Here is an 11743-nt window from a genome sequence, read left to right on the forward strand (position 1 = left end):
GCTCCCCCCGCCGTTTCGTCCTCAAACGCCGGACGGGCTGGATCCGTCCGGGCCCGGCCCGGACGGTCGTAAGTCGACAAGGCGCTAGGTCGCCGTCACGACAGGGAAAGCCGTGCACTCTTTCGGGTGAGTGCCAAAGGCGCCCTATACCCGATTCCGCTGCACCTTCGGCCGGAAAAGCCTGGATCTTGCCCCCAAGGCCAACCGTTCGGCGGTAGGAAGGGGGTTGCGACCACGCAGCGGCGAGAGGGAGTGCACGGGTGAGCCAGCCGGAGATGCAGCCCGAGGGGCCCCCTCGAGAGCTCGGCGGGAGGGACCGGGGCGATCTCAGAGGCCGGACCTTCCCGCTCGGCAACTGGGGGGAACCCGCGGAGCGGCTCGATGAGCTGTACCGGTGGGTGGAGGACGGCGCGCTGTATCTGGCGGACTGGTATCTGGCCGACCGCGCCTGGAAGCGCCGCTGGGCCCGGGGTCTGCGGATCAGCGCCGCGGTGTGCGCGGTGGTGGGGGCCGCCCTGCCGCTGCTGGAGCTGACGAAGGTGGTGCGTACCGGTTCCGCCTGGGGCTTCCTGGCGCTGCTCGGCGCCGCGGCCTGTGTCGCCTGCGACCGCTACTTCGGGCTGACGACGGGCTGGATGCGGGCCGTGGCCACCGCCCAGGCGGTGCAGCGCAGGCTGGAGGCGTTGCAGTTCGACTGGGCCTCGGAGTGCGTGCGCGAGGTGCTGGGCCCGACCGAGGGCACGGCCAGCGAGGCCGCCGAGCGGTGCCTGAGCGTGCTGCGGCGCTTCTCCGAGGACGTGTCGGAGCTGGTGCGGGCGGAGACCGCGGACTGGATGGTGGAGTTCCGGGCCGGGCCGGCGCCGCTGCTGACGCAGTCGCTGGTGTCCTGGGGCCCCCGCTCGGAGGGCGGCGCCACGGTCACCCGGTTCCCGATGCCGCCGGGCAGCCGCCCGAACATGCCGCGTCAGCGTCCGCCGGAGTCGCCCCGCTAGGTGCGCAGCCGCTGCGCGGCGGTGTCCTCAATCGCCGGACGGGCTTGAATGCCGGCCCGGCGCTTGAGGACGTGCCGGACCGGCCTCAGCTGAAGACGATCATCGATCCCTGCCCCAGGCTCCGCGTCGCCGCCGCGTGCAGCCCGAGCCATACGTGCCGCTCGCGCGCGAAGGGGCTGTCGTCGTGCGGGCCCGGCGCGGCGGGCTCCTCCAGGTCCGTGGGATGGTCCGGTGCCGCGGGTGCGGCGGGCGGGTTGGCGGGGTCTATGCCCAGGACCGGTGCCACGGAGTGCAGTTCGCGCAGCAGCCCGTGGCTGGAGCCCAAGGGCCCGCCGCCTTCGAGGAGTTCGTCGTTGGAGAGCGGGTGGGCGAAGTCCACGGGCACGTACGCCCCCGCGTGGTCGTAGTGCCAGACCAGGTGCGACTGCTGGGCCGTGGTCTCGAACATCTCCAGCAACTGCTCGTAGTCACCGCCGAGTTCGTCGACGGGGGTGACGGCGAGGCCGCACAGGTTCAGCAGATGGGCGCGGCGCAGGAAGTGCAGCGCGTCGTAGTCGAAGCCCGCGACCGGGGCCACGTCCCCGGACAGGCCCGGCATGTAGCCGAAGACGGGTACCGGCGGCAGGCCGGCCTCGCCGAGCGCCTTGTCGTACGCGGCGATCTCCTCGGCGAACGGGTTGTCGGGGCTGTGGCACAGCACATCGACGAGGGGGACAAGCCAGAGGTCACAGGCCACGTGAACTCACTCTCGTTCGCGTTGATGCGATGGTCGGGCCAGAGTAGTGCCGCTCAGCCGTCTGTTACACAGTCCGGGAGGCAACGATCCGCCGTCTCCCGGACTTCGTCCGGCCGTCCGCCGCGCGGCGCGGCGGACGGCCCCGCGGCTCACCTGTCGTCGCGCACGTCCCAGACCCAGGTGTCGCCGATCCGCTTCGGTTCCTCGCCGGTCAGCCGGGTCACGGCCGTGCGCAGCGGCAGCTCGTTGTCCTGCGGGGTGAGGACCAGGGCGTCCGCGCGCCAGAAGCCGAGGTCGGTGCGGAAGTCGCGGTGTTCGCGGTCGCCGAGGGGCGGCACCTTGCCGGTCTCGCGGATCCTGCGGAGGAGTTCGCTCGTGGCGCGGGGCTCGGGTCCGTATATGCCGATGCGGTCCGGTCCCCAGGGGCCGTTGAAGTAGCCGCCGGGGAAGGCGAAGCCGAGGTCGGCCTCCACCTGCCAGTGCAGGGCGGCGGTGTCGGAGGGGGTCGGCACGGGGACGGGCACCAGCGAGTGTCCGGGCCGTACGTAGGAGCGCCAGGTGCCGTCGGCGAGGAACGCGGGGGTGGGGGCGCGTTCGACGGTCCGGTACGGGGTGGGCAGCAGCGGCAGCAGCGCCACGGTGAGGGCCGCCCAGCCGAGCAGCCGGTGCGAGGTCTCGCGCTCGCTGCGCGGCCGGGTGACGGCCAGCCGGTCGCAGCCGAGGGCGAGCAGGATGCCGATGGCGGGGACGGCGACCATCGCCACCCGCGACTCGATGACCGATTCGAAGAGCGGCAGTTCGGCCAGGCCCCGCCAGGGGCCGGGCAGCGTCCGGTCGGTGCCCGGCAGCGGGATGTTCTGGCCGAGGGAGAGCACGGCGGCGGCCAGCGCGGTCCAGCCCAGGGCGAGCACGCGCGGCTGGTGGCGCAGGTGGACGACGAGGGCAGCGGTGAGGGCGAGCAGCGGCCAGCCGAAGAACGCGTTCTCCTCGGTCCGGTTCAGCGACAGCGACGCCGCCATCTTCGGGTCGCCGGCCAGCGAGCGGGTGGCGAATTCCAGCAGTGCCGTCGGATGGTTGCCGACCTGGCCGTGCAGCACGCTGTGATAGCTCTGCGCGCCGAAGAACTGCCAGCTCAGCGGGTAGATCAGCAGGGGTACGCAGACGAGGGCGGCGATGCCGAGGCCCCGCAGCAGCGGCCCGGCGACGGCCTTCGCGACGTCCGGGGCGGCTATCGCGTAGCCGAGGGCGAAGAGCACGAGGCCGCACACGGCCAGCAGCAGGGCCTCCTCGCCGAGGAAGACCTGGTAGGTGAGGAACAGCCCGAGGATCACCGCGTCCCGTGTCGTCCGCGTGCCCGCGCACAGCCGCAGCAGCCGGTCGATGATCAGCGGGAACATGAAGAAGACGACGAAGTTGGGGTGGGCGTTGCCGTGCGAGATCATCGGCGGCGCGAAGGCGCAGAAGGCGCCGCCGAGGGCGGCCGCCCAGCGGGAGCGCACGAAGCGCTTGGCGATCAGCCAGTACCAGGCGATGGCGGTCGCGGCGAGGCCGCCGGTCAGCACGATCGCCCAGGTCACATGGGCCCCGAAGGCCAGGGTGACGGGGGTGAGGGGGGCGGAGAGGCCCAGCATGGTGGTGTTCGCCATGAGGTTCACACCGAGCGGGAAGTTCTGCAGGTCGGTGAAGAAGGGGTTGTGGAGGTTCGCCACATTGTCGGCGGTGACCGCGAAGAACCATTCCCACTGCGTCTGGTCGGAGCCGGAGTCGGCCAGGTAGCCGGTGCCGAGGTTGCCCCACAGTCCGCCGTAGAGCACGAAGGCGAAGAAGAGGTAGAGCGCGGGGACGACGAGCCGCACCGGGCGGACCGTGCGCCAGCGCAGCCGTACGAGGTCGGCGAGGACGGTCGGGTAGGCGAGCGGCCGGACCTTGGAGCCGGGCTGGTGCGCCCAGCGGACGGGGACCTCGGCGACGGCCCAGCCCCGCTCGTGGAAGTGGCGCAGGATCTCGACGTCGTAGCTCCAGCCGTCCAGGCGGGAGCGGGCGAAGGCGGCCCGGACCTTGTCGCCGTCGAAGAGCTTGAAGCCGCACTGGGTGTCCCGTATGCCGGGCACGGCGGCGGCCCGGATCAGCCGGGCGCCGGCCCCGCCGAGGAGTTCGCGCAGCGCGTGCTGGCGCACGGCGACGCGGGAGCCGGGCAGCGCGCGGGAGCCCACGGCGGCGGTGGCGCCCTCGTCGAGGTGGCGCACCAGGAGGTCCAGGTCCTCGATGGGGGTGGCGAGGTCGGCGTCGGTGACCAGGACGCGGCGGCCGCGCGAGGCGAGCACGCCGGTGCGTACGGCGTGGCCCTTGCCGCGGTTGGCGGGGGTGCGCAGGAGACGGACGCGGGCCTCGGTGGCCGCGGCTTCCTCGATGATCCCCGCGGTGGCGTCGGTGGAACCGTCGTCGACGACGATCAGTTCCCAGCGCAGACGGCGGCCGGGCCCGTCGGTCAGGGTGTCGAGGTGGGCGCGGATCGCCTTCAGGCTGGGGGCGAGCCGGGCTTCCTCGTTGTACGCCGGGACGATGACCGAAAGGTCCACGGGCGGGGCGCCGGTCGGCTGCGCCGGGACGACCGGGGTGCCGGGCGACGAGGGCGGCGGCGTGCCGGGCGGTGTGACGGAGAACATGGCCGCGGACCTGTCCGCGGGCGCGTGGGGGCTGCCGGGTTCCAGGGGGCCGGACGCGTCCGACGGCTGAGTCTTTGACATCGCGAGACCTGTGTCCTCAGACGGTTGCGGGGGGCAAGTTCGGCGTTGTCTTCATTCCGGATCCCGTTCCGTTTGCGGCTGGTCTCGATCGAGTGCCTTCGACCTTATTCGGTCAGTTGCTCGATCAGATTCAGGGAATGATCGTTGTAGGCCGCTATGAGGCGCTGGGCCTCCACCACATCCCTGCTGGTGACGGCGGCCACCAGCTCGCCGTGGCCCTGCCACAGCCGGCCGCGCAGCTCCGGCAGCCGGCGCAGCAGCGGCACCGTGAAGATCCAGCCCTGCACCCGGACCCGGTCCAGGAAATCCGAGATGTACGGGTTGCCGACGAGGCAGCACAGCTCCCGCCAGAACCTCAGGTCGTAGCCGATGAGGATGTCGAGGTCCCCGGCCGCCGCGGCCCGCCCGGCCTCCTCCGCCCGGCGCCGCACCGAGGCCAGCGCCTCGGGCGTCGCGGAGTCCACCGCCCGCTGGGCGGAGTGCCGGAAGATGCCCTCGATGATCAGCGTGCGGGCCTCGATCATGTCGCGGAAGTCGGCATAGGTGAACTCGCGCACCCGGTAACCCCGGTGCAGCTCCACGTCGAGCAGCCCCTGGGAGCAGAGGTCGAGCAGCGCCTCACGGACCGGCGTCGCCGAGACGCCGTACTGCTCGGCTATCTCCTTGACGGTGAACTGCCGGCCGGCCGGCAGCCGGCCCGCGATCACCTCGTCGCGCAGGGCGTCGGCGATCTGTGAGCGCAGCGTCGTCCGTTTGACAGCATCGCTGCCGGGCATCGTGTCCGTTTCCCCTTCCCTGACCGCGCGCCCGCGTGCGAACGGCCCTCGCAACAAGATAGGCGAGGGCCGTCGCGGAACGTACGAATGTGCGCGCGGGAAGGACGAACGGTACACACCGGTGACCATCGGGATCAGACGGCGTCCTCAGACCGTATGGGTATCGGCCACCGAAAGCGCGTCGTCGAGGAGGGCGAGGCCTTCCCGTGCCTCGTCGTCGGTGAGGGTGCACGGCGGGACGACATGGGTGCGGTTCATGTTGACGAACGGCCACAGGCCCGACTTCTTGCAGGCCGCGGCGAAGGCGTTCATGGGGCCCGCCGCCTCGCCCGTCGCGTTGTAGGGGACCAGCGGTTCCCGGGTGGTGCGGTCCTTGACCAGCTCCAGCGCCCAGAAGACGCCCATGCCGCGCACCTCGCCGACGCACCGGTGGCGTTCGGCGAGCGCGCGCAGCCCGGGGCCGAGGACGTGCTCCCCGAGCCGGGCCGCGTTCTCCACGATGCCCTCCTCGGCCATCGCGTTGATCGTGGCGACGGCGGAGGCGCAGGCGAGAGGGTGGCCGGAATAGGTGAGCCCGCCGGGGTAGGGGCGGCGGTCGAAGGTCGCGGCGATCTCGGCGGAGATCGCCACCCCGCCGAGCGGGACGTAGCCGGAGTTGACGCCCTTGGCGAAGGTCAGCAGGTCGGGGGTGACGCCCCAGTGGTCGGCGGCGAACCAGCGGCCGGTGCGCCCGAAGCCCGCCATGACCTCGTCCAGGATGAAGACGATGCCGTGCCGGTCGCACAGCTCCCGCACGCCCGCGAGATAGCCCGCGGGCGGCACGAGGACGCCGGCGGTGCCGACGACGCTCTCCAGGATGATCGCCGCGATGGTCTGGGGGCCCTCGAAGGCGATGGTGTCCGCGAGGTGCGCGAGGGCCCGCGCGCACTCCTCCTCCTCGCTCGTCGCGTGGAACGGCGAGCGGTAGAGATAGGGGCCCCAGAAGTGCACGACGCCCGCCGAGGCCGTGTCGGACGGCCAGCGGCGCGGGTCCCCGGTCAGATTGATCGCCGCGGCGGTCGCCCCGTGGTACGAGCGGTAGGCGCTCAGCAGTTTCGGGCGGCCGGTGTGCAGCTTGGCCATCCGGACGGCGTTCTCGACCGCCTCGGCGCCGCCGTTGGTGAAGAAGATCTTGTCGAGGTCGCCGGGGGTGCGCCCGGCGACCAGCCGTGCCGCCTCGGACCGGACGTCCACGGCGAAGCCCGGTGCGATCGTGCACAGCCGGCCCGCCTGCTCCCGGATCGCGGCGACGACCTTGGGGTGCTGGTGGCCGATGTTGGTGTTGACGAGCTGGGAGGAGAAGTCGAGGTAGCGATTTCCGTCGTAGTCCCAGAAGTACGCGCCCTCGGCACCCGCCACGGCCGGCGGGTCGATGAGGCCCTGGGCGGACCAGGAGTGGAAGACGTGCGCGCGGTCGGCGGCCTTGACCGCGGCGCCGGCGGTGGGGTCGGGAAGGGTGCTCACGCTGATGGCCTCACAGAGGTGGGGACGCGGGGGCCGCCAGCGTAGAAAGCGCGGCACGGCGGCCGGTACCGGCAGTGTGTAGGGCTCTCGCGCCGCCCGTGGACATACTGCCGGGTGGCGGACACCCGCCGTTCGCGCCCGGTTCACCGGGACGCCGCGACGCCTGCGAATTACTCTCGCGGAAATCCCCTGTGGCGGCCGGGGGCGTGCTACGGTCCTTCGCAGTTGCAGTTTTGGTACCCATATGACGTGTGCGCCTGACGGTCTGTGACCTCAGGCGCTCTGTTGTTTACGGCCATAGGCCCGGACGGGGACATCAACGCGACACGGAATTGCGCACCGTGCGGAATTCCGGCACCGGGATCTATTGAGGAGATCGTCGTGGCTAACGGCACCGTGAAGTGGTTCAACTCGGAAAAGGGCTTCGGCTTCATCGAGCAGGAGGGTGGCGGCCCGGACGTGTTCGCCCACTACTCGAACATCGCCACCCAGGGCTTCCGTGAGCTTCAGGAGGGCCAGAAGGTCTCCTTCGACGTCACGCAGGGCCAGAAGGGCCCGCAGGCGGAGAACATCGTCCCCGCCTGATCCCGGACGGGACCGGGGCCGGGGCCCGCACTTTCACGGTGCGGGCCCCGGCTCTTTGGTGTCCGGCTATTCTCCCGCGAGGGCTGCGTGCGGCAGTCTCGGAGCAAGGGCCTCGGCAGGGACCCCCGGACGACACCGGGGGGACATCGGGGAACCGGGGGAAGGCGACATCATGGACAGTCTGCAGCCAGAAGATCCACACAGTCTCGGCGCGTACCGGCTGCTCGGCCGGCTGGGCGCGGGCGGCATGGGCCGGGTCTACCTGGCCCGCTCGGACCGGGGCCGTACGGTCGCGGTCAAGCTCGTCCAGCGGGAGCTGGCCGGCCAGGAGGAATTCCGCAGGCGCTTCCGCCAGGAGGTGCGCTCGGCACGGCAGGTCGGCGGCGAGTGGACCGCGCCGGTGCTCGACGCGGACACCGAGGCGGAGATCCCGTGGGTCGCCACCGGCTACATCGCCGGGCCCTCCCTGCGGCAGGTCGTCGACCGCGACTACGGGCCGCTGCCCGAGCGGTCCGTCCGCATCCTCGGCGCCGGACTCGCCCGCGCCCTCCAGGCCGTCCACGCCGCCGGCATCGTCCACCGCGACCTCAAGCCGTCGAACGTCCTGATCACCCTGGACGGGCCGCGCGTCATCGACTTCGGCATCGCCCGCGCCCTGGAGACGATGACCGACCACCACCTCACCCGCACCGGCGCGGCCGTCGGCTCGCCCGGCTTCATGTCGCCCGAGCAGGTGCGCGGCGCCAAGGTCACGGCCGCGAGCGACGTCTTCTGCCTCGGCGCGGTGCTGGCCTACGCCGCGACCGGCCGGATGCCGTTCGGCACGGCGGACAGCGGCGTCCACGCCCTCCTCTACCGCATCGCGCAGGAGGAGCCCGATCTCACCGACGTGCCGGAGACGCTGCGCCCCCTGATAGCCGCCTTCCTCGCCAAGGACCCCGCCGACCGTCCCACGCCCGAACAGGCCCTGGAGCGTACGGGGGTGCGGGAGCTGCTGACGGACCTGCGCTCGGCGGAACCCTGGCTGCCCGGCGGCCTCGTGGCCCAGCTCGGACGGCACGCGGTCCGGCTGCTGGACGTCGAGGACCCCGCCGCCGCGAACCCGCTGACCCAGGTGGACCCGCACCCCGACGGTCGCCCGGTGGACCTGCCGACCGTCACCGCCGGACCGGCCTCACAGCCCCTGCCGCCCGCCGCGCCCGCCACACCCGCGCTGCCCGCCACGCCCGCCACGCCCGTTCCCGGCTACCCGCCCCCGGGCCCGTACGGCCCCGGACCGTACGACTCCGGGGTGTACGCCCCACCGGCCCCGCCCGAGCGGCGCCGGTCCGTGGCGCCCTTCGTGCTGGCGGCGGTGGTGACCGCCGGGCTGCTCGCGGGCGGCGGCACCGTGTTCGTGCTGAACCGGGAGACGAAGGACGAGGGGCGCCCGGGGCCGGTCACCTCGCCGACCACGACGCCCGGCTCCCCGGCGTCGACGGCCGGGCCCTCGGCCGCCGCCGGTTCCCCGACGCCCGGCCCGGCCAAGGCCACCCCCGATTCCGGTCCCGTCCCGCAGGCGTTCATCGGCACCTGGGAGTCCGACTTCCAGTCGGCCGGCGGTGCCAACACCCGCCGGATCGTCCTGCGGCAGGGGCCCGTCGGCTCGACCGTGGCCGACATCAGCGGCCACGGTACGAACGAATACGGCACCGTCTACCGCTGCGCGTGGGTCGCCGACCTCGGCGCGGCCGGGGCCTCCGGCGGCTCCGTGCGGCTCGGCCCGTCCCGGGTCACCGTCGCCGAGCCCACCACGTCCTGCCAGCCGGGCGAGGCCACCGAGCTGACCCTGCTCCCCGACGGCAGCCTGCGCCGGATGTTCATCGGAACGGACAAGGAACCGCTGATCTACACGAAGCGGAGCTGACGGCACAACGCGAAGCGCCCCGGTGGCGGACCACCGGGGCGCTCTCACGGCGAAGGCCGTGCCGTACGAGCCGTGCCGTACGAGCCGTGCCTTACGAGAGGAACGAGTTGATCTCGATCGTCTCGGTACGGCCCGGGCCGACGCCGATCGCGGAGATCGGCGCGCCGGACATCTCCTCCAGCGCCTTCACGTAGGCCTGCGCGTTCTTCGGCAGGTCGGCGAAGGTCTTGGCCTTGGTGATGTCCTCGGACCAGCCCGGCAGCATCTCGTAGATCGGCTTCGCGTGGTGGAAGTCGCTCTGGCTGTAGGGCAGCTCCTCGACGCGCTTGCCGTCGATCTCGTACGCGACGCAGACCGGGATCTGCTCCCAGCCCGTCAGCACGTCGAGCTTGGTGAGGAAGAAGTCCGTCAGGCCGTTGACGCGGGTCGCGTAGCGGGCGATGACCGCGTCGAACCAGCCACAGCGGCGGTCACGGCCGGTGGTCACACCGCGCTCGCCACCGATGGTCCGCAGCGCCTCGCCGTCCTTGTCGAACAGCTCGGTCGGGAACGGGCCGGCCCCGACGCGCGTGGTGTACGCCTTGAGGATGCCGATCACCCGGCTGATCTTCGTGGGGCCCACGCCGGCACCCGTGCAGGCGCCGCCCGCGGTCGGGTTCGACGAGGTCACGAAGGGGTACGTGCCGTGGTCGACGTCGAGCAGCGTGCCCTGGCCGCCCTCGAAGAGGACGACCTTGCCCTCGTCGATGGCGTTGTTCAGGATCAGCGTCGTGTCGGCCACGTACGGCTTGATCTGCTCGGCGTAGGTGAGCAGCTCCTCCACGATCGCGCCGGCCTCGATGGCCCGGCGGTTGTAGAGCTTCGCGAGGATCTGGTTCTTGAAGTCGAGAGCGGCCTCGACCTTCTGGGTCAGGATCGACTCGTCGTAGAGGTCCTGGACCCGGATGCCGACGCGGTTGATCTTGTCCGCGTAGGTCGGGCCGATACCGCGGCCCGTGGTGCCGATCTTCCGCGAGCCGAGGAAGCGTTCCGTCACCTTGTCGACGGTCGTGTGGTACGGCGTGATCAGATGCGCGTTACCGCTGAGCAGCAGCTTGGACGTGTCCACGCCACGCTCGTTGAGTCCGCTCAGCTCGGAGAGCAGGACCGCCGGGTCGACGACGACACCGTTGCCGATCACCGGGGTACACCCCGGCGAGAGGATTCCGGAGGGGAGGAGATGCAGCGCGTATTTCTGGTCGCCTACGACGACCGTGTGGCCGGCGTTGTTGCCACCTTGGTAGCGCACCACATAGTCCACGGATCCACCGAGGAGGTCGGTGGCCTTTCCCTTGCCCTCGTCACCCCACTGAGCACCGAGCAGCACAAGTGCGGGCACAGGCGTACACCCCTTCCGGGCGGGGCATGTCCAACGTGCGTGGTGGCGTAATCCCGCCTTGTGCGGGGGTGCACCATCGCTAGAGCCGTCGAACCGGTGCCCCGGATAGACGAAGCCCCTGGCGCAACAGCGACAGGGGCTCTTGCACCGAGAGATTACCTGAGGAAGGACCGAGGTGTCGGCTCCAGACCCGACCGGGCAGCCTCTGCTCGTGATCATCGACCCGGTCGCACGCCGCGTGGACGGCGAGTCCGTGCGGATCGCGAGGGATGTCCTCAGTGCCGGGGCGGTGGCGAAAATCTGTCTCACGGACGGCCCGGAGGAGCTTTCCCGCGCCCTGGCCAGGCGGGGCCGGCGCCCGGTGGTGATCGGTGACGACCGCGCGCTGCTGCGTGTCGTGGGCCTGCTGCACCGGCGGCGGGAACTGGCCGGAACCGCTCTGTCGGTGGTCCCGGTCGGCCCGCCCCCCACGGTCGCGCTGGCCCACGCGCTCGGCGTGCCGCACGGGCCGGTGGCGGCCGCCCGGGCGGTGCTGGACGGCGCGCCGCGCCCGCTGGACCTGCTGGTCGACGACAGCGACGGGGTGGTGCTCGGTGAGGTGTGCGTGCCGGACGTGTACGTACCGGGAGTCGCCTCGTACGCGGCCGGGCCGGCGGTCCTGGAGCCCCCGGGCGGCGGGCCGAAGGCCTTCGGCCGCCCCGGGGGGCCCGGTGAGGCGGCCGCGCCCCGGCGGCAGGCCCTGACGGCGGGCGGGCACGAGCCGTGGTGGTCCCCCGCCGCCCGGACCGCCCGTACGGCGCTGACGCTGCTGACGGGGCCCGTGGCACGGCAGACGCTGCCCTCCTGCACCCGGCTGCGGGTGGAGGCAGACGGGGTGCTGCTGGCGGATCTGGACCAGCCCGTCGAGCGGGTGGCGGTGGCGGTGGCGGTCGTGGACGGCCTCGCGGAGGTCGTGGTCCACCACCGCTCCGCTGCCCGCCCGGTGCGGGCCCGGGCCCGCGCGGTCACGGTCTCCGGGCCCGATTTCCGCTACCGCGCCGACGACGTGGGCGGGGGCCCGGTCCGCAGCCGCACCTGGACGGTCCTGCCGGGGGCGTGGCGGCTGACGCTGCCGCGCTGA

The 11743-nt window shown here is 72.3% G+C and carries 10 protein-coding genes; 5 read left to right on the top strand and 5 right to left on the bottom strand.

What is annotated here, in order from left to right; genetic code table 11:
• Nucleotides 1-275 precede the first annotated feature (275 nt).
• A complete protein-coding gene (locus ACZ6MA_RS20060; RefSeq protein WP_469435487.1) occupies nt 276-992 on the top strand; it encodes an SLATT domain-containing protein in 717 nt (238 codons plus the stop codon).
• 85 nt (nt 993-1077) lie between these two features.
• Here the strand turns inward: ACZ6MA_RS20060 and ACZ6MA_RS20065 are convergent, their stop codons facing one another.
• Together ACZ6MA_RS20065 and ACZ6MA_RS20070 are read right to left on the bottom strand one after the other, a co-directional pair.
• Nucleotides 1078-1728, bottom strand: coding sequence for a hypothetical protein (locus tag ACZ6MA_RS20065; protein ID WP_469435242.1), 651 nt, complete (start codon nt 1726-1728; stop codon nt 1078-1080).
• Nucleotides 1729-1877: 149 nt separating this feature from the next.
• On the bottom strand, nt 1878-4307 hold the full coding sequence (locus tag ACZ6MA_RS20070; protein ID WP_469435243.1) for a dolichyl-phosphate beta-glucosyltransferase: 2430 nt from the start codon (nt 4305-4307) through the stop codon (nt 1878-1880).
• Between ACZ6MA_RS20070 and ACZ6MA_RS20075 the strand changes: the two genes are divergently transcribed.
• The gene (locus ACZ6MA_RS20075; RefSeq protein WP_469435244.1) at nt 4291-4464 is read left to right on the top strand and encodes a hypothetical protein; all 174 of its coding nucleotides are present in this window, start codon (nt 4291-4293) and stop codon (nt 4462-4464) included. The two genes, ACZ6MA_RS20070 and ACZ6MA_RS20075, sit on opposite strands and share 17 nt — an antisense overlap.
• Nucleotides 4465-4579: 115 nt before the next feature.
• Here ACZ6MA_RS20075 and ACZ6MA_RS20080 read toward each other — a convergent pair whose 3' ends face one another.
• Together ACZ6MA_RS20080 and ACZ6MA_RS20085 are read right to left on the bottom strand one after the other, a co-directional pair.
• Nucleotides 4580-5251 carry a GntR family transcriptional regulator gene (locus tag ACZ6MA_RS20080; RefSeq protein WP_469435245.1) on the bottom strand — a complete coding sequence of 224 codons (672 nt, stop codon included), beginning with the start codon at nt 5249-5251 and terminating at the stop codon, nt 4580-4582.
• A 147-nt stretch (nt 5252-5398) separates the two neighbouring features.
• Entirely contained in the window at nt 5399-6754 is a 1356-nt protein-coding gene (locus ACZ6MA_RS20085) for an aminotransferase class III-fold pyridoxal phosphate-dependent enzyme (protein WP_469435246.1), read from the bottom strand.
• 381 nt (nt 6755-7135) lie between these two features.
• Between ACZ6MA_RS20085 and ACZ6MA_RS20090 the strand changes: the two genes are divergently transcribed.
• Together ACZ6MA_RS20090 and ACZ6MA_RS20095 are read left to right on the top strand one after the other, a co-directional pair.
• Nucleotides 7136-7339, top strand: coding sequence for a cold-shock protein (locus tag ACZ6MA_RS20090; protein WP_356458284.1), 204 nt, complete (start codon nt 7136-7138; stop codon nt 7337-7339).
• Nucleotides 7340-7511: 172 nt separating this feature from the next.
• On the top strand, nt 7512-9245 hold the full coding sequence (locus ACZ6MA_RS20095; protein WP_469435247.1) for a serine/threonine-protein kinase: 1734 nt from the start codon (nt 7512-7514) through the stop codon (nt 9243-9245).
• Nucleotides 9246-9336: 91 nt separating this feature from the next.
• On the opposite strand, the gene ACZ6MA_RS20100 is transcribed toward ACZ6MA_RS20095, so the two are convergent.
• Nucleotides 9337-10623, bottom strand: coding sequence for an adenylosuccinate synthase (locus tag ACZ6MA_RS20100; protein ID WP_130878736.1), 1287 nt, complete (start codon nt 10621-10623; stop codon nt 9337-9339).
• A gap of 211 nt (nt 10624-10834) precedes the next feature.
• On the opposite strand from ACZ6MA_RS20100, the gene ACZ6MA_RS20105 reads away from it, so the two are divergent.
• Nucleotides 10835-11743, top strand: a complete 909-nt coding sequence (locus tag ACZ6MA_RS20105; RefSeq protein ID WP_469435248.1) for a diacylglycerol kinase family protein — start codon at nt 10835-10837, stop codon at nt 11741-11743.

The sequence above is a fragment of the Streptomyces sp. NPDC042259 genome (genome assembly GCF_055582085.1).

Bases quoted from the DNA above. Each gene is read 5' to 3' on its own strand.
- ACZ6MA_RS20080 (WP_469435245.1), bottom strand. From the start codon at position 5,251: ATGCCCGGCAGCGATGCTGTCAAACGGACGACGCTGCGCTCACAGATC.
- ACZ6MA_RS20060 (WP_469435487.1), top strand. From the start codon at position 276: ATGCAGCCCGAGGGGCCCCCTCGAGAGCTCGGCGGGAGGGACCGGGGC.
- ACZ6MA_RS20075 (WP_469435244.1), top strand. From the start codon at position 4,291: ATGACCGAAAGGTCCACGGGCGGGGCGCCGGTCGGCTGCGCCGGGACG.
- ACZ6MA_RS20095 (WP_469435247.1), top strand. From the start codon at position 7,512: ATGGACAGTCTGCAGCCAGAAGATCCACACAGTCTCGGCGCGTACCGG.